This is a genomic window from Herbaspirillum sp. GCM10030257 (assembly GCF_042666555.1).
Taxonomy (GTDB): domain Bacteria; phylum Pseudomonadota; class Gammaproteobacteria; order Burkholderiales; family Burkholderiaceae_D; genus Noviherbaspirillum.
Genome location: NZ_JBHTDH010000054.1, coordinates 1 through 17,642 on the forward strand (window position 1 = coordinate 1; position 17,642 = coordinate 17,642).

Genomic DNA, 17,642 nt, shown 5'->3' on the forward strand with positions numbered 1-17,642 from the left:
GCATGGCTCAACAAGTTCAAGCGCGTGCTTACCCGATGGGACCGCTGCATCGAACATTACACTGCCTTTGTTCATCTTGCTCTCGCCATGATTCTGCTCCGAAGGTATTTATGAAATCAGTTCTAGTTATACTGTTCGTACGATTGAGCAAACAGTAATATGCCCGTGTAGAACAAATTATTCGAGGGTCTATGGCACAACCGCAGCAGAACGAAATCGCAGTGAGTGTCATCGTGCACGATGTGCTTCCCGAGCGTCGCACTGATTATGAACGCTGGATGCTAGACGCGATCGCTGCGCATCGGCAATTCGAGGGGCATCTTGAAACCAACATCATCCGCCCCGTGGAATCCGGCTCTAGATATGTCGTCATCCTACGTTTCGTGGACGAGGAACATGCGAAGGCCTGGCTGCACTCGCCCGTCCGACGTAGTTTGCTGAAAATCGCAGAGCCTTGGCTATCACATGTGGACCGCTTCCACGTCCATCGCGAAGCGGACTTCTGGTTCGCCCCTTTCACGGGACGTCGGCAACCCAAACGATGGAAGCAATGGATGCTGTCTGTCATTGCAGTTTTCCCGTTGTCAGTAATCGTCCCGAAGCAGATCGGTGCATTAGCGCACTGGGCCATGCCGTCCTTGCCTGACTTGGCTGCCGCCGCCGTGTCGGCATTGACAATTTCAGGCTTGATGGTGTATCTATTAATGCCGTTTCTGGTCCGCTTGGCTGGCTCTTGGCTCCTACGCTAGGTTCACTACTGGCAAACCATCAACGCTGACTTGTCACAAGTCGCTCATGCTGTTCCATCTGTAATAAACGGGGTAGCAACAAACTCAGCGTTGTATAAAGAAGGGCTACTTCGAAACTACCGCTTAAGACCTGGCGGCACTTTTACGTCTGACATTTGGACGCATATCCGTAGCTACGGCTCCGATCCTTAATATAAAAACGTTGCTGTGCACTTCTAAAATTTACGCGCGCACCGCCTTCTATGGTGCTAACTGAAGAAAATATTCTAAAGTCCATATCGCCGTCGATAATCCACCGTCTGTTGTAATGCTATCTCAGATTGCCGTTTGCTCATCCGGAACTAAGGTGCGAATAGACATGCGGACAAAGTTAGCAAATGGCCACGGGGACCCAACACAGGTGATGTCATGATACTTTCATCGTCCACCGTAACTTCGTGTTTAGGGTTAAGAATTTCTAATAGGCGCAGAACACTGCGGGCGTTGTTACTGTGCCAGTCTGTCCATTCTCCGGACCCTCTTGCTAACGCTAACTGTGCTCTATAGTCTCTTCGGAGCGCCTCAAGAAGCATATCAATTTCATGAGGAAATAGAATTTTTTCATCGAGGCTCATGTCGTTGCTCCATTAAGAAAACATAACAATCACATCAACTATATTTGACTAGGGCTTGCCTTACTCGCTTGTCTTTGATGTACCGCTAGGTTTTACGACCGTTTAAATTACATCATATAAGCTGACATGCTGGGCCGACGCATGTGTAATGGAACAGCCTGTCAGCGTTCCTCGACAATGCTATCAATGATGGCAAAATAGTCCGATGTCAGGGTTTGATGAATGACTCATAGGTTCCTCTTACAACTTGTCCTTTGATCAAAGCCGTCATCCTGATCAAATCGACAAGGCGTTTGGTTCCCATCTTCTCCATGACTTTCCGTTTATGAAGCTTAACAGTACCTTCCTGGATTCCAAGACGGCAGGCAATCTGTTTGTTCAATAATCCATTGAGTGCTAGACTCAGGACTTCGCGTTCGCGCCTGGTCAACGTGTCATATCGCTGCTTTGAAACGAATAGATCACACTGCATCTTGTAAGTATCATGTGCAACCATAAGAGCTTGGTCTACGGCGCGAAGAAGCGTTTCACTGTCAATAGGCTTGGCTAGAAACTCCCATGCTCCGGCTCTCATGGCACGTACACACATGGAAATCGACCCATACTCGGTGACGCAGATTACCGGCATGCTTATTGCGCGCTGTTCAAGTGCATCTAGAACTTCGACTCCGCTAGTCTCGGCATGATGCATATTAAGAATTACACATGCCGCAGACGGCTGCAGTGGCTCACATAGAAAAGCTTTTGATGAGGTAAATTCTTTCAATGCATGTCCAGCTGACCGCAGCAGTTTTGTCACTGACTGAAGTCCCGACCTCTCATTATCTATTACAAACACTGTTTTATTCATCATCACCTCCCACAGCCGTTGTCCTAATGTTTGCTTACCCTACAAAGCAAGTGGACAGACGTTCAGTTCTACTATGTGTTCAAGGCACATTTAGCATGACCGCACGCATGTTCAAATTCTGGGTCACTCAATCGGACGTCGGCCTCACCCTCTGATGGGAGCATGTTCGAACCATCCGCCAGTGCTGCCGATTCGCTTTTCCAACGATAATTAAGCAGCCAGTTATGCACGCACCGCTGCATCACTTTCAGTACGTGCGCCACCTCTACGACCACTTTTTGCGTTCACTCTCCATTGCGGCAAGCGTGCCCTTTTATACCCCCACGCTCTGCGCTTGATGCAATCCCTCCACCAGGCGTCGATGCTCCGCGCTTCTTATCGGTGATCGGTTATGCCGAATCCTTTCTGCGCGAAGCTATGCAAGATAAGGATCACTAATGAATATGCGCGGGTCATGCGCAATACATGCTGAAATGCGTCGCTTCTAGACAGTGAATGGATAAGATTATGGGTAAAAGACCGGTTTTCCGGGTAGATCATCAGGTAGTGGTATACGCTCCGTCTCACCGGGAAGGTCGGGGAAGCGCCCAGCCTCCCAGTCTTGTTTGGCCTGCTCCAGGCGGTCTTGAGAACTGGAAACGAAATTCCAGACGACCCCTCGTGGACCGTCCATTGGCTCGCCGCCAAGGAGCATGAAGCGGACGCTTGCATTTCCTGCCTTGACCGTTAAGATCTGACGAGGTCTGATAACCAAGAGGTGACCAGCATCGAACACCCCATCGTTGCCCAAATCGATGCTGCCTTGTACTACATAGACAGCCTGCTCCTCATATTCCGGAGCGATCGTCATTCGTGCGCCCGGCTGCATTAAGACATCGACGTAAAACATGTCCGAGAGTGTTGGCACTGGGGATGTTCGACTGAAAAAGCTACCGGCTATAATGGTGGCCATGATTCCGTCGCCTTCCATCCTGGGCAACTCGTCGGCTTTAAAATGGCTGAAAGAAGGAGCCGTATCTTCATGCTTGCGCGGCAGCGCGACCCAGCACTGAAGACCAAACAGGGAAGAAGCATTATGGCGGACTTCTTTAGTACTGCGTTCAGAATGAACAATGCCTTGGCCCGCGGTCATCCAGTTGACATCACCAGGGCGTATTGGCTGTGCCGTGCCCAAACTATCGCGATGCATTATCTCCCCGTCATAGAGGAAGGTCACGGTAGCCAAGCCAATGTGGGGATGGGGACGTACATCCAAGCCAGTCCCCGCCTCGAATCGGTGCGGGCCCATCTGATCCAGAAACACAAATGGCCCGACCATCCGACGTTGTGTCGTCGGCAAAGCCCGCCGCACTTCGAAGCCGTCACCAAGATCGCGTGTGCGCGGTACTACGATCGTCTGCAAAGCGCCATTTGAAGCCATCTTCATGATTACTCCATTACGGTTTTGACCTAGAGGTATAGGACTAAACAGTGAAAGTTAAAAATACGGTGTCAAGTTGTTGCCTACGTTCATAAGCTGCGTTAGCCAAACAGCTTGTTTGCCGTTTCTGCAATCACCTTGCCTTGGTAACGAGCGCCTTCTAGATCAATCTCGGATGGCTGGCGCTGCCCTTGGTCGCCAGCGATGGTTGTCGCACCGTAGGGACTGCCGCCGACAATTGCGTCGAGCGTCATCTGGCCGCGGTGGCTATACGGCAGGCCGACGATAATCATGCCAAAGTGCAACAAATTGGTAACGAAGGAAAATAGCGTGGTTTCTTGGCCACCATGCTGAGTTGCGGTGGATGTGAAAGCTCCGCCGATCTTGCCGTTCAACGCGCCGCTTGCCCACAAGCCTCCGGTTTGGTCGAGAAAGGCAGCCATCTGGCTTGGCATGCGTCCATAGCGGGTTGGGGCGCCTACGATGATCGCATCGTAGTTTGGCAAGTCCTCCAAGGCGACGATCGGCGCGGCTTGATCGAGCTTAAAATTGGCTTTCTTAGCGACATCCGGTGGCACTGTTTCAGGTACGCGTTTGATGTCAACGATTGCACCCGTTGAGCGGGCGCCTTCGGCGATCGAATTGGCCATAGTTTCGATATGGCCGTAGGTCGAATAATACAGTACGAGAACTTTTGACATTATTTTCCTTTGGTTTACTAACATCCGAAATAGCGCCTGCTCGACATATCAATGCTGCCGCGATGCTCGGCCGGGGTGCGCCAGATACCGCCATCGGCACATACTTGCGTCTTTCTAGGCATGCCTACAAAAGCAGTTACTACTGCACGTCGTTGGGTGTCATCTGTACCCTACGGTTCTAGCAGCAGAATTTGGTAACGGCAGACATCGCAGAACGAGTTCGATGAGCATTTCGGGATCGCCAATGCCGAAATCGAGTTCGATGCGGCCGTTCTAGATACCGCTTACGCCGCCCTAACGCTTGCTGAGATCCACCCTTACTCCAACAGGTAATGCGCCCTAGCATGTGTCATCTCCTATATTGTCGATGTATTGCTTATGCACATCTATATTGCAAGCGCCGTACCAGTTGGCACAAACAGCAAGCCAAGCCAGGAAAAATCATATTTGCGGCACCGCAGCAGCGCTCAGGAATCGCTTCTAGTGGAGCATATGCTATATGTATTCAAGCTCTAATGCTGCACTGCCGCATAGCCTCTGGCTGAACATGTCCCTTATCAATTAGTGAACTTTTCTTTTTATTCGTCCAGTTAGCTCATGAAATGGTTAAAATTGGCACGAACCACTTATCAATATTTTTTGCGGTTACTCTCGGTGACTAGCATTTGGGGAAAAGATGATTTTTCCAGAGGATCTGGATTTGCGGCGGCTCATACGGTTCTCGCCGGACGACGGCTCCATCTGGTTAGCCGAAAGTCGCATGCTCCTGCTGCATACGGCCTCGCTCGGCAGTCTGCGCGAAGAGATGATGAATTCTGTCGGTCAGGAATTCACAAGGCGTATGTTCACCCGCATGGGTTTTGCCTCTGGCAAGCGTGACGCCGAACTGGCTCGGAAGATTCGTGGGAATCTGTCGATCTATGAACAGTTTGCAACAGGACCGCAGATGCACATGCTCGAGGGCGGCGTACAGGTAATTCCTGTGTTTTGCGACATGGACGTCGACAAGGGCGAATTCCATGGAGAGTTCATCTGGCGTAACTCCTGGGAAGCTGATGCCCACGTCAATGTCTTCGGACCGCAGCAGGACGCCGTATGCTGGGGCCTGCTCGGTTACGCTTCCGGCTACACTTCCGCGTTCATGGGTCGATTCATCCTGTTCAAGGAGACAAAGTGTGTCGGCTGTTCGCACGACGAATGCAGAATCGTTGGTAAGCCAGTGGAGGAATGGCCGGACGCGCAGGACTATGTGTCCTACTTCGAGCCTGAGTCCATCATGACCCAGCTGCTCGAACTGTCGTCTCAGGTGGAAGTGCTGCGGAGCACCCTGAAAAAATACCGAAGCTTGGAGGACATGATTGGAGAGTCGCCAAGCTTCAGGCAAGCCTATCGCCTAGTCGAGAAGGCCGCTGAAACTAACGTGACCGTGCTATTGACGGGCGAGACCGGCGTCGGCAAGGAACGGTTTGCCCGCGCCATTCACAGCCGAAGCCGGCGTGCGAACAAGCCCTTCGTGACGATCAATTGCGCAGCACTTCCGCACGACTTGATTGAGGCGGAGCTGTTCGGCGTAGAAAAGGGGGCCTATACGGGGGCTGCCAGTTCACGCGCCGGCAAGTTCGAACGTGCCGACGGTGGGACTCTATTCCTCGACGAACTCGGCGAGCTGCCACTGGCGTCGCAGGCAAAACTGTTGCGTGCGCTTCAAGAAGGTGAGATCGAAAGACTAGGCGACGACCATCCGCGCAAAGTCGACGTGCGCATTATTGCGGCGACCAACGTCGACCTGCCTCAAGCCGTCAAAGCCGGACGCTTCCGCGCCGATTTGTACTATCGGCTAAGCGTCTACCCGATCTTGATACCACCACTGCGAGAACGCCGTAATGATATCCCGTCGTTGGTCTCGATGATGGTCGAGAAGTTCTGTGCGCTACACGAAAAGCGGGTTGCTGGCGTCACCGACCAGGCAATGCAGGCTTTGCTAGCGTACGACTGGCCCGGCAATGTTCGCGAACTAGGGAATATGATCGAACGCGGCGTCATCTTGGCCGCACAAGGGGACTGGATCGAGTGCCGGGACCTGTTTCCGAACTTCATACTCCCCGAAACAGGGCAGGTCGCAGTCGACAAGACGGGTGCGCTCGAAGACCGCCAACGTGAACGGGAGAATGCCCTGTGCGATCAGATCCTTTGCAGCGGAATGTCACTCCAAGACATGGAGAACATGGTACTGCGCGAAGCGGTCATGCGTTGCAAAGGCAACTTGTCCGGCGCTGCGCGCCTACTCGGCATCACTAGACCACAACTCAGTTACCGTCTGAAACGTTGCATGATCGACACCTGCGACGATCATACGGAAGTTTAATTTTGCATCAATCGGAATACCTGTCGGGTGGAATCATTCTTTTCAATGGCTGAGGCGCGAGTAAGCCATTTTCATAGGTATCATGCCTAATATTCGAAGGAATAGAATGCATTTCCAACGCGGACGCCCTGCTGCTCTTAGCTCGCATCGTCAGGTAAAGCCGTCCTACATGCGCCGCAGACCGGATTGCCATTTGCGCACTGACTTTATCCCAGCGTGTCGCCGTAATAGAGGCTGAACTCGCCGAGGGCCTTGCTGCCGCGCACCCACCCTTTAAGTCGTCGGGGTTAAATGGCCACCACCAACGTACTGTTTTCGGCTGCCGAACACGAAGTAGCCCATCTGGCTTGAAGGCGTCTGAGGATAACCGTCGCTAATAAATTCCTTTAGTTATGCGGTTTGCATGAGTGAGCTAACAGTATCCGGCCACCGTGAGAAATCAAATCGTTGGGCGATAAGGGATCGGGCTACATTGCACAGAAAAGTCGGCAGTTTGCGGTGTAGATAGGTTTGAAGCCGGTGACGACACCGGTCAGAAGCCCACGGAGTAACGGCATGGCTGAAAGCTTCGCAAGACCACATGAAGCGTTGTTATATGCCTTCATGCCGAAGACGGATGCGGTAAGGGCGTTACGCAATCTTGCTTTTGCATTTGAACATTACAATGAGCGGTGTTCTCATAATGCACTGAACTATCGTTCATCACGAGAATTCCACCGCAATCCCATCCATCGACCATAGTGTGAATCGTTTCCGGTAGTACGCGCTCAAATCCGATACGTCGGAAGCGATCAACACAGAAGAATTCTACCTTCCACATCGATTCGATATAAATCCATCTATCGTGTGCGGCACTGTTCCCTATTCCGGGACACAGTTCTACATAAAATGGCACTAGCGAAATGTCAAGATTATCAACAGAATGTAGCTGCCAAGTTCCAGCGTCACTTACGCAGGTATCTTGGAGATGCAGGCCAACTCACTACAATATAGGAGGATTTCGATAATGACCTTTCGTAATGGCGTTGCTTCGCTTCTTCGCCCTGAAGACTCAGTCCTTGTTCTGATCGACCACCAACCATACCAACTCACCAATCTGAATAGCCACGATCCTCAGGCGGTGGTCAACAATGCTACGGCATTGGCAAAAGCCGCCAAAGTCTTCAAAGTGCCTACGATCCTGACAAGCGTGATCGCCGAACGCGGCGGTTACATCTTCCCGCAGATCACCGAAGTGTTCCCCGAACAGGAGGTAATCGACCGGACCTTCATCAACACCTGGGAAGATAAGAAAGTGGTAGATGCAGTGAAAGCAACCGGCCGCAAGCAACTGATCATCGCCGGCCTGTGGACCGAAATATGCGTCGCGATGCCGGTGATCCAAGCCCTCGGCGAAGGTTGGGATGTGACTGTCATTACCGACGCATCGGGAGCCGTATCCATCGAAGCCCACCAAGTTGCGATTCAGCGCATGATTGCCGCCGGCGCGAATATGATGACGTGGTTGGCGTTGGCGGCGGAGTGGCAGCGCGACTGGGCGCGGGTTGATACAGCGACCGGGCTTACAGAGATTCTCAAGCAACATTGCGCCGGAAGCGGTATTGCCTATCTGTGGGAACAGCAGTTGCTCAACACACCAGTACCGCCTGCTGCAGGGTAATCGGAAAAGGGATGAAGAAATTTTTGAGCAACTTGATGTCAACTTACCTCCTGTCTATCAAGATCCTTCATCTCTTCTATTCGCAGATCGTTCTGCATGACACCAGACGGTCGGCTCTTGCTTGAACATCTTCCGCGTTACTGTCGTCATGCGCAGGCTCGGTGCTTTGTAAAGATACGGCCGATCTGTCGCTTCTTACATGTGTGGTTTGCTATTCGCACTGGCCCTGCAGACTGGAGTGCGCTAACTTGGTATTCACAATCGCAAATACCAACTCAGCCGTGCCCTAACAACATTACAAATACGGAGATTTCAGATGTCGTCAGTTGGTTACCCTATCGGAATGCAAATCGATGTCTCCTTTCCAAACTTCTTCGTCAATCTGACGCTTCTGTCAGAGACCAAATTAAAGTTTGAGATTAAAGACGGCCCATTCGCAAGAACTGAGACCGTCGAGATTCAGGTCATACCACTTGGCAACAGCATCTTCTCTGTAAGTTGGCAGGAGAAGGACGGTGCAACAGTCACAAATGTTCAGGACTTCGATCGTGGTCTAGTTCACTCATATGCAACGCTGCCAAATAATCAATTTCTGAGAATGACTGGGACAATTACGGTCACTCGGTCAGCTGATCGCGACTTCGATGACTGCCCTCACCGTAACAAAGCCTTAGTGCTTGAAGCGATGACATCTTTGTTCCAACGCCATGAGACATCGACAATCGACCGCCTTTACTCTCCGAGTTATATTCAGCATAATCCCAACATCCCTCAAGGTCGCGATGCGTTGAAGGAATTGGTGAAAAAGATGTCTCCCGACGTCTACTACGAGCCGGGTTTAATCGTCGCTCAGGGTGATCTTGTCGCCATCCACGGCCGCATTCGCGGTTGGGCGGAGGCGCCGCAGGTAGTGGTCGACCTCTTTCGTATCGAAGCAGGAAAGCTCGCCGAGCACTGGGACGTGTTACAGAACGAAGTGCCGGGTTCAAAAGCTCTTGGAAAAATCCCAATGTTTGGGGCTGAAGAAATAGCGTATAGCTCTCATTTAGGGCCGGCATAGCCGTAAAGCGAAACAGCGGCCACACGATGCATAAGCTTCGCAAATAAGGCCTTTAATCCATGTAGACGATCGAATGCGTACTCCGAACGTCCCCTCACGTCGCTGAATGAGTCCTCTTTTAAGAAATTCCATAAATTTGATAACTGCAGCCAGTCAGTTTAGACGATATGATTGAAATGGTGATTGAGCAGCGACGCCGAGACCTCGGTGGCGGTTTTGAGGTAGGTGGGGTCCTGCCATTTACAAAACAGCGCATGATTGGTCCGTTCATCTTCTTTGACCATATAGGTCCTGTCAGTCTTGCGCCCGGCGCTGCTCACGGCATTGATGTTCGTCCACATCCGCATATCGGACTGTCGACAGTTACGTCCCTTTTCGTTGGTGAGGTAGTGCATTGTGACAGCCTAAGCATGTGGACGGAAATGATTTGACGCTGTACGACGAAGCCAGAAGTGTTTGGACAAGATACCCGTGAGCCGTCGTGCCGGATTAGGACCCAGACTGCGGTCAGCGCCGCACGGCGTCAATTCTCGGGTGGCTACGCCCCTCGTTGATTTCTTCGCAACGTGCGCGCAGCGTCTTGAGCTTAGACGGACCGATCCCTTTGACAGCCAGCAGTGTGGCGTCCGGCGCGGCGGCGAGCATGTCAGCTGTGTCGAGCCCCTGGTCGCGCAGCGAATTCGCCGTAGCAGCAGGAAGACCAGGAATGGTTGACAAGAACGTCGGAAAGAAATTGTTGATGATGCGGTCGGCGCCGCCACTTTTGGATACATATTCGGCGTAGCGCGGTTCGGCCAGCAGCGCGCGCAATTCCCCCACCCGCTGGTCGATGGTGCGGTAAGATTCGACTATGCGCCGCACCTTTTTCAGAAAAGGCAGGTAGTCGCCGCCGTCAGCTGGGATGGTTCCAACCTCCGATGCCATTTGTCTGCCATCCATCTCGGGCAGGTCAATCCCCATTTCACGAAATGATTTGGTCTGAGGCACCCACATACCCTCCCACGGTTCGCGTGCATAGGCCGGCGGCGCGCTCTTCGGATTGCTATGCAGTTCGCCGTGATGCTCCAACACACGTAGCGGCGTGCGCATCTGGATAGTTGCCGAAAACCGCATGCCGGACAGGATATCGGCGTTATGCGCCCACATTGACGTCTGGTCTAGCGGCACACCTTCGCCCTCGACGGCCGACATTCCGATTTTGTACCACGTGACCGTGTCTGCGGAGATGGGAGCGGATACACCTGCCTGCGATGACCCGTCCAGCTCCTGCGTAGGTCCGGTTCCTGCCGCAGCCAAGGCCGCGGGCGGATTGCCTGCGTCCGTCTCCTTCACTGCCGCTTGGGCGGCCGGCGCGGGTGAAGGCGGGGACCGCCGAACAGCCTCCTGAAGAAATTAGTGATGATCATGCAGTTTTTCCTTTGCTGTTGGCATGGAAAAAGGAACGTAGGAACAGCTAAATAACTTTAAGCCAGCGGTGAACCCGGCGGATGTATGTCGAAGCGCACGCTGGTTATCCTTAGATAAAAGTAAAATTGGCTGAAACGCGTAAGTAATTTTAGCTACATGTCTCTTCTCGGGAGACTTCTCGCATTGAATCAATAACCTACGAGGACATGCGCTAAGATTGTGTGGAAGACCGACTGGAGAGCAGTTAAAACCGGAGGCACCGTCAGGCAACGCATTGGCAGTGATCGCCACGGGTATGCTCTACGAGATTTTGCTGCCGATCAGGCATGTCGCGTAGTTCAAGCTCGCCGATCAGCACCGCCACCCGAACCTGAACGAGAAGGTGCGCCCCTTATTGGTACAACGCATCTGCCATTTTTTCGCGCAACGCACGCACGACTTCATCGACCGCCGATTCGGCGATGCTGATGTTGATCGGCATGCCGCGCCGATAACGCCATCCGCAGTTGACCAGGTACCGGGCATTCCCCGAAGACGTCGATTTTCCGTGCTCCATGCGGGCGAGCCATTGGCACAGGCACTTGGAAGCATGTGGTTAGTGTCATCATGCCGCCAACGCACACACCCGGCTCTCGAACGTCAAAGTTCCGAATGGTCAGAGTTACTTCCTTCGACGTGTGGGGACGGTGAGCATTGCAGGAACCCGTTCACCTCACGGCGCAATGTCACGCGCATCCGCTCGCAGTGCATAGCCCTCGAATCCGATGGGAAGCAAACAACCATGGCGCCAAATCCTTCAGTGGTGATTTTGCGCTATATGCCATTGGCAATCCGCTCTGATCGTTGGCTATAGATATTGTCTCGACACCAGCTACATTTCCTGCTCGTTCAGGTAGCAACGACCCATTGCTGCTTCGCCGCCTCCTGTCAACCCAGCACGCCCGTGATTAAGCCGACACCGTATGCACGGCACATTGCCCTTTTAAAACAACGGTTATACGCCCCGCCTTGTTTACACGAAGCTTGCTATCGCCGGTTTTGAATGCTGTAAAGTATTCAGCTGCAGGGAACGGGACGTTGCGACGCCATACTCGAGCATATATTTCAGTTCCTTGATACTGATTCCAGTTTCTTCATGGACGGAAATAATCAAGGCGGCGCCGAACTGAACGCGTCCATGACGTACCTTGCTGAGTACCGGAGGACTGATGGCGTTCGGGTAGCAGCGGCACATTACTGTGTCGCCGCCCCCTATAAACCGAGCGAGCCCCTTTCAAGGCACTCGGCTTGAATCACATGAAGTCAGGTTATCAGACCCAACCGGCGATACAAACTTGAAACCAGAGCTATGTCCCTGCCTGTGGCACACAGGGTGTAGTAGGCATAGATTGCTACTACAGTCTGAACCTCCATCTACCTTTTGCACGATATGATGCAGATTCCATCCGGTCTGCGTAGTGATGCGTTCGCAGCAGATCGGACATCTTCCCGCTTGTCGCTGCCAGATGGCCAGAAGCTTTCGACGTCCACTGAGGCGGTCTGCCATCTTCAAGGCATCGCGTTTTTCAAAGTATTCTTCGTTCAGTGGATCAAATGGATTTGCCGTACACAATATTTTTACATGACGTTGAATTGGTACGTCAGATGTTTTCTTCAGATATATGTGCTTTTTCGATCCATCGCATTGCGTCATATCGCAGCTAAACACCCAATTCCGTTTTCCCTCACGGTGGAAATACCTGTCAAAAATCCAGTTCTTGTTTTTCATCGGATGTCGGCGTCGTGCCCATTTCCATAAAGCTTGCCAAATAAAATGATCAACCTTCGAAAAGGTTTTTGAAGCCACTATATGCCGGTGATAATTCGCCCATCCTGTTATTTTGGGATTGAGTATCTGAATCAGCGTTTCCTGCCTAGCTGTTTTCAGACTGCGAATGGTTTCGCGTATTTCTTCGAGAAAGGCTTTTACATTTTTCTTGGCTGGCGTAATAAGCAGCTTTTCATTCGCGGTACCCATACGGTACTTGCGAACGTGTTGACCGAGGAAGTCAAATCCTTCCGACAGATGCGTGATGCGAGTCTTTTCTTCGGAGAGTTGTAGCCCGCGTTCAGCGAGGAACTCGCGTACCAGTGGTTTTACTTCTTCTTCGAGCAATTCTTTTGTTCTGCCGGTAATGACGAAATCATCCGCATACCTCGTGAGGTACACTTGATTCTTAGTTGCTCTGTAATGATTTCCGTCCAATGCCTCCGATCCGTAAAACGCTCCGAGCAGATCTTCCAGTCCATCAAGGACCATATTTGCCAACACTGGTGAGAGGATGCCTCCTTGAGGGCATCCCTGCTTTGTCGGAAAGAGTGTTCCCTTCTCCATATATCCCGCTCCCAGCCATTGCCTCAACAGACGGGTATCTGTACAGATGTTTTGCAACATCCATTCATGGCTGATTTCATCGAAACATGACTTGATGTCACCTTCCAAGACCCACTGCGCTGCTGTCTTTTGCGACGTGGTGAGAAACACGTGGCCGATGGCATCGGCCGTGCAGCGTTCTGGACGAAATCCATAGCTATTCTGGTCCCCTGTGGTTTCCGCTATTGGTTCGAGGGCAAGCTTGTGGAGTGCTTGCATCGCGAGGTCTTTCTTCACCGGTATGCTTAACGGGCGAAGTTTTCCGTTTGATTTCGGGATATAGACCCGTTTCAATGGCTTTGGCTGATAGCCATGTCGTTTCAGGTCATTGATTGCTTTTGATTTTTCTTTGGGGGTTGACCATGTAACTCCGTCGACGCCCGGAGTGTGTTTGCCCTGATTTTCCGTTACGCGTCGCACAGCCAGTGCCTTGGCTGAGAACGCGTGCGTCAGCAGCCATTGCAAAGCTTTCACCTTGCGCCAGCGGCCTTCGCGTACTGCCTTCGCGATCCTTACCTGCAGCTTCCTTACCTCACGATAGCAGGCGTGCCAGTCAATGGCTAACCAGCCTACGTTGCGAGTGAAGGCCGCATCCACACCGATGTTGTCTGATGCAGTCATTTGCTTTGCCTTCCAAAGAGAAGTTCTCCAAGTTCTTTCGCGATTGTGACCAGGAGCAAGTCTGCTGGCTTTCACCACGGGGCAATCGTTTCATCCCCTATCCGGGCCATTACAGTCCGGCATTCGCTTTCTGCTCCATCATCTACCCGCTTCTTCATCAGCGTTCCTTGCGGTCGGCCTGCCTGAATTCAGGCGAGGAATCGGGCTTACCTCGTTCCACTGTTTCAACACGACTGATTTAGGCCCCATCTCTCCGCCGCGCACAATGTTGTCCGTGCAATCCAATGTGTAAATGAATTGACCCGCGCATGCCATTTTGGCTTGAGCCATTCAGCTTCTTGGGCTCAACTTACTTTACGACGTTTAACAATGATTCACATATGTTGGCCATGTCAGCCAGCCAGCCTTATTCCGGGTGAAGCTCCCAGAACTGCGTCATGTCTCGTGACACTACCTGCAGCTGCCTCGCGGCATTCAGTACCTTGTTCCCCGAGCTTCGCACCCCACAGTTACCCGTAACGCACGTCGAGGGTCGGGTAGCAGCAGCGCATTGCTGCGCCACCGCCCCCTGTAAACCGGACATGCCAGTTTCCCGGCATCCGGCTTGAATCACACTAAGCCGGGTGTTCAGACCCAACCGGCAGCACGAACTTAAAACCAGAACTGTGGCCCTGCGTATGACATGCAGGGTGCAGAAGACAAAGGTTAGAGACTACGTCTGATCCTCCATCGACACGGCGGATCAAATGATGAATATGCCATCCTGTCTCTTTGTTGATTTTCTCAGTGCAGATCGGACAACGTCCTTTCTGCTGTCTCCAGAGGTACAGTAATTTCCGGCGTCCTCCAAAATGGGTTGCCATTTGCGTAGCTTCCCTCTTTTCGAAGTATTGCTCATATGACGGATCGAATGGCGTTGCTGCACCCTGAATTTTGGGGTGACGCTGGATTTCAATGTCTGCCGCCTTCTGCAGACGCACCAGCTTTACCGATCCGTCTTCCTGTACGACTTTGCAACTGAACACAGCGGAGCGATTTTCGATCTTGCGGAAATATTTGGCGTATATCCAGTGACCGTTCTTGTTTCGGTGTCGTCGCTTTGCCCAGTGCCACAAGCAGTGCCAGAGGTAATCGTCGATCTTCGCGAAGGTGTCTTTGGCTACGACATGGCGGTGATAGTTGGCCCATCCAATAATTTTCGGATTGAGTACCTTGATCACTGTTTCTTGTGTTGCCGTTCTCAATGTGTGGATGGTTTTCCGTATCCCCTCCAGGAATGCTTTGACATTCTTCTTGGCGGGTTTGATCAGCAGTTTTCTATTCGATTTGCCGTAGCAATATTTCCGAACATTCTGCCCAAGGAAATTGAATCCTTCAGAAACGTGCGTCACTTTGGTCTTCTCCTCGGAGAGTTCCAGACCGCGTTCAGCAAGGAATTCACGCACCAGTGGTTTGATTTCGTTTTCCAGCAGTTCTTTCGAGGTGCTGGTAATTACCCAATCATCTGCGTAGCGCACGAAGTGAACCTTATTCCTGCACATCCTGTTGTTATAGCCGTCGATCTTGCTCGAGCCATAGAATGCGCCAAGTAGATCTTCGAGACCATCCAGGACCATGTTAGCCGCTGTCGGCGAAATAATTCCACCTTGCGGACATCCTTCTGTTGTCGGGAAGAGTTGACCTTTTTCGATAAATCCCGCTTTCAACCACTGTTCCAACACTTTCGTATCGGTGCAGATGTTTTGTACCATCCACGGATGTGAAATTTCATCGAAGCAAGCTTTGATGTCGCCTTCCAGTACCCATTGTGCCGATTCTTTGTGAGAAAGCACATTGAAGACTTGCTCAATGGCGTCTGCCGTGCAGCGTCCGGGCCGAAACCCGTAGCTGTTGTGATCTGCCATCGTCTCCGCGACCGGTTCGAGTGCTAGCTTGTGTAGAGCCTGCATCGCCAGATCTTTTTTAACAGGTATGCTTAATCCGCGACGTTTCCCGTTCGACTTTGGGATATAGACACGCCGCAGCGGTTTGGTTTGGTAACCACTCCGCTTGAGTGAGTCGATCGCTTCTGACTTTTCCACCGGGGTGGACCAGGTGACGCCGTCCACCCCAGGTGTACGTTTGCCTTGGTTTTCTGTTACTCGTCGCACGGCCAATGCTTTGGCCGAGAACGAATGCGTCAGCAGCCATTGCAATGCTTTTACCTTGCGCCAGCGGCCTTCGCGTACTGCCTTCGCGATCCTTGCTTGCAGCTTCTTGACCTCGCAACAGCAGGCCCGCCAGTCAATGGCAAGCCAGTCTGCCGACCGAGTGAAGGCCGCATCCACATCTATGTTGCCCGATGCAGTCATTTGCTTTGCCTTCCAAATTGAAGTTCCACAAGTTCTCTCGCGATGGTGACCAGGGATAAGTTTGCCGGCTTTCGCCGTAGGGAAATCGTTGCATCCCGTATCTGAGCTATTACCGCCCAGCCTTTGCTTTTTATCCCATCCTTTATCCGCACACCCAACAGCATCCCTTACGGTTTGCCTGCCACAGGGGCAGGAATACGGACTTACCAAGTTCCGCCTGAATAACAAGAATGGGTTAGGCCCTGCCTCTCCACCGGTAGCATTCGTGTCCATGTGCTCCTAAGCCTAAGAGGAGCAGCCTGCTACGTGCCATGTTGGCTCTAGCCTGTCAGCACTTTTGGCTAGTTCGAAATTACGATGTTTATCAGCAGTTCGCTATGCTGGCCATACCATTCAGCCTGGCGCCCTATCCACGTTAGTGCTCGCAGATACAGCTTTCGCCTCGCGGTTCAAGCTTAGTCTTATCGACCGGGCTACGTTAGCCCAGCAGCTTCACACAGCTCCGTTACCAGAAATGCATGTGCCGGGTGGCTACGAATGATGGAACAGTCGGTCTCCTTTTCTTCATGCAAAATGAGACAGTTACTCAGGCGACTTCTTGTCGCACTAGGCTACTTCCGACGGAACGGAAGGTTCTCTAGGTGATTGTCATAGTGAAATCTCCTTGAACAATTGAAACAGCGACTTTTCGAGTCGCACTACACAAAAGTAAAATTGGCTGAAACGCGTAAGTAATTTTAGCGACATGTCTCTTCTTGGGAAACTTCTCGCATTGAATCAATAACTTACGAGGAAATGCGTTGAGATCGCATGGCAAACCGGTTGGGAAGTAATTTTGGCTACAAATATTCGCTTTTATCTTCCTAGGAAATGTCCATAGCCACTTTTATCCAAATCGGGCACGGGTAATTGCGGTTCGCCCCCACTTCTGCATTGGCGACCTCTTCGATAATAAAGGCAGCATGCCAGAATAGATTTCACGACACTTACTACACCGGTATGGTGCATCCAGTAACAATGCGTTCAACCAGTATGGCGTGCATCCTCCACAATTCCGACAGCTGGTTAACAGAGCAATATCATGGATAGGGCACTTCTCAACCCTATTGAGCTGATGTACGACGCTGTGATAGCCCGCATTAAGGCACTTTCGACAATAACGCAGCCATGGACTGTTTGATCGGTGTAGTGCTTCTGGAAGCATCGATTCGCGTACCGTTTTTAAACGAAGCCCTAATGCCTTATGTACTTCCCGGAAGTCGACCTGCCGCTCGAATGCGGCAATGCCTTCGTACGGGTCTATTGGCTCCCTGGTGAGCTGCACGGTGATCAAGTGACCGGGCAACCGATTTTGCTTTGCGTATTTCCATAGGATGGAGACGATTGACTCGTATGGTTCCAACCAGTTTGGGTCAAACACATACCCGAATG

The 17,642-nt window shown here is 51.8% G+C and carries 12 protein-coding genes and 1 pseudogene; 6 read left to right on the plus strand and 7 right to left on the minus strand.

What is annotated here, in order from left to right; all coding sequences use genetic code 11:
• Positions 1–191 precede the first annotated feature (191 nt).
• On the plus strand, positions 192–749 hold the full coding sequence (locus tag ACFQUU_RS28290; RefSeq protein WP_382251877.1) for an antibiotic biosynthesis monooxygenase: 558 nt from the start codon (positions 192–194) through the stop codon (positions 747–749).
• 822 nt (positions 750–1,571) lie between these two features.
• On the opposite strand, the gene ACFQUU_RS28295 is transcribed toward ACFQUU_RS28290, so the two are convergent.
• From ACFQUU_RS28295 to wrbA, 3 genes are all read right to left on the minus strand, one after another.
• Positions 1,572–2,216: a response regulator transcription factor gene (locus tag ACFQUU_RS28295; RefSeq protein ID WP_382251879.1), complete on the minus strand. Its 645-nt coding sequence runs from the start codon at positions 2,214–2,216 to the stop codon at positions 1,572–1,574.
• A gap of 502 nt (positions 2,217–2,718) precedes the next feature.
• Positions 2,719–3,639 carry a pirin family protein gene (locus tag ACFQUU_RS28300; RefSeq protein ID WP_382251880.1) on the minus strand — a complete coding sequence of 307 codons (921 nt, stop codon included), beginning with the start codon at positions 3,637–3,639 and terminating at the stop codon, positions 2,719–2,721.
• Between the two features lie 95 nt (positions 3,640–3,734).
• Positions 3,735–4,334: an NAD(P)H:quinone oxidoreductase gene (gene wrbA, locus ACFQUU_RS28305; RefSeq protein WP_382251882.1), complete on the minus strand. Its 600-nt coding sequence runs from the start codon at positions 4,332–4,334 to the stop codon at positions 3,735–3,737.
• A 676-nt stretch (positions 4,335–5,010) separates the two neighbouring features.
• Here wrbA and ACFQUU_RS28310 point away from each other — a divergent pair.
• From ACFQUU_RS28310 to ACFQUU_RS28330, 5 genes and pseudogenes are all read left to right on the plus strand, one after another.
• On the plus strand, positions 5,011–6,699 hold the full coding sequence (locus ACFQUU_RS28310) for a sigma 54-interacting transcriptional regulator (RefSeq protein ID WP_382251884.1): 1,689 nt from the start codon (positions 5,011–5,013) through the stop codon (positions 6,697–6,699).
• A gap of 435 nt (positions 6,700–7,134) precedes the next feature.
• Positions 7,135–7,440 (plus strand): annotated as a pseudogene (locus ACFQUU_RS28315) (integrase core domain-containing protein); the annotation flags it as partial.
• A gap of 265 nt (positions 7,441–7,705) precedes the next feature.
• Entirely contained in the window at positions 7,706–8,359 is a 654-nt protein-coding gene (locus ACFQUU_RS28320; protein WP_382251886.1) for a hydrolase, read from the plus strand.
• A gap of 316 nt (positions 8,360–8,675) precedes the next feature.
• On the plus strand, positions 8,676–9,419 hold the full coding sequence (locus ACFQUU_RS28325; protein ID WP_382251887.1) for a nuclear transport factor 2 family protein: 744 nt from the start codon (positions 8,676–8,678) through the stop codon (positions 9,417–9,419).
• Positions 9,420–9,673: 254 nt separating this feature from the next.
• Positions 9,674–9,850, plus strand: coding sequence for a pirin family protein (locus ACFQUU_RS28330; RefSeq protein WP_382251894.1), 177 nt, complete (start codon positions 9,674–9,676; stop codon positions 9,848–9,850).
• Positions 9,851–9,926: 76 nt separating this feature from the next.
• Here the strand turns inward: ACFQUU_RS28330 and ACFQUU_RS28335 are convergent, their stop codons facing one another.
• From ACFQUU_RS28335 to ltrA (ACFQUU_RS28350), 4 genes are all read right to left on the minus strand, one after another.
• The gene (locus tag ACFQUU_RS28335) at positions 9,927–10,751 is read right to left on the minus strand and encodes a helix-hairpin-helix domain-containing protein (RefSeq protein ID WP_382251888.1); all 825 of its coding nucleotides are present in this window, start codon (positions 10,749–10,751) and stop codon (positions 9,927–9,929) included.
• A 466-nt stretch (positions 10,752–11,217) separates the two neighbouring features.
• Positions 11,218–11,382 carry a hypothetical protein gene (locus tag ACFQUU_RS28340; protein ID WP_382251890.1) on the minus strand — a complete coding sequence of 55 codons (165 nt, stop codon included), beginning with the start codon at positions 11,380–11,382 and terminating at the stop codon, positions 11,218–11,220.
• Positions 11,383–12,099: 717 nt separating this feature from the next.
• Positions 12,100–13,860 carry a group II intron reverse transcriptase/maturase gene (gene ltrA / locus ACFQUU_RS28345; RefSeq protein ID WP_382251891.1) on the minus strand — a complete coding sequence of 587 codons (1,761 nt, stop codon included), beginning with the start codon at positions 13,858–13,860 and terminating at the stop codon, positions 12,100–12,102.
• Between the two features lie 614 nt (positions 13,861–14,474).
• Positions 14,475–16,211 carry a group II intron reverse transcriptase/maturase gene (gene ltrA / locus ACFQUU_RS28350; protein ID WP_382251893.1) on the minus strand — a complete coding sequence of 579 codons (1,737 nt, stop codon included), beginning with the start codon at positions 16,209–16,211 and terminating at the stop codon, positions 14,475–14,477.
• Positions 16,212–17,642 lie beyond the last annotated feature (1,431 nt).

What these genes read in the sequence shown, in the direction of transcription:
- ltrA (WP_382251891.1), bottom strand. Translation starts at nt 13,860, where the DNA reads ATGACTGCATCAGACAACATCGGTGTGGATGCGGCCTTCACTCGCAAC.
- ACFQUU_RS28320 (WP_382251886.1), top strand. Translation starts at nt 7,706, where the DNA reads ATGACCTTTCGTAATGGCGTTGCTTCGCTTCTTCGCCCTGAAGACTCA.
- ACFQUU_RS28290 (WP_382251877.1), top strand. Translation starts at nt 192, where the DNA reads ATGGCACAACCGCAGCAGAACGAAATCGCAGTGAGTGTCATCGTGCAC.
- ACFQUU_RS28295 (WP_382251879.1), bottom strand. Translation starts at nt 2,216, where the DNA reads ATGATGAATAAAACAGTGTTTGTAATAGATAATGAGAGGTCGGGACTT.
- ACFQUU_RS28325 (WP_382251887.1), top strand. Translation starts at nt 8,676, where the DNA reads ATGTCGTCAGTTGGTTACCCTATCGGAATGCAAATCGATGTCTCCTTT.
- ACFQUU_RS28340 (WP_382251890.1), bottom strand. Translation starts at nt 11,382, where the DNA reads ATGGAGCACGGAAAATCGACGTCTTCGGGGAATGCCCGGTACCTGGTC.
- ltrA (WP_382251893.1), bottom strand. Translation starts at nt 16,211, where the DNA reads ATGACTGCATCGGGCAACATAGATGTGGATGCGGCCTTCACTCGGTCG.
- ACFQUU_RS28300 (WP_382251880.1), bottom strand. Translation starts at nt 3,639, where the DNA reads ATGAAGATGGCTTCAAATGGCGCTTTGCAGACGATCGTAGTACCGCGC.
- ACFQUU_RS28310 (WP_382251884.1), top strand. Translation starts at nt 5,011, where the DNA reads ATGATTTTTCCAGAGGATCTGGATTTGCGGCGGCTCATACGGTTCTCG.
- ACFQUU_RS28330 (WP_382251894.1), top strand. Translation starts at nt 9,674, where the DNA reads ATGATTGGTCCGTTCATCTTCTTTGACCATATAGGTCCTGTCAGTCTT.
- wrbA (WP_382251882.1), bottom strand. Translation starts at nt 4,334, where the DNA reads ATGTCAAAAGTTCTCGTACTGTATTATTCGACCTACGGCCATATCGAA.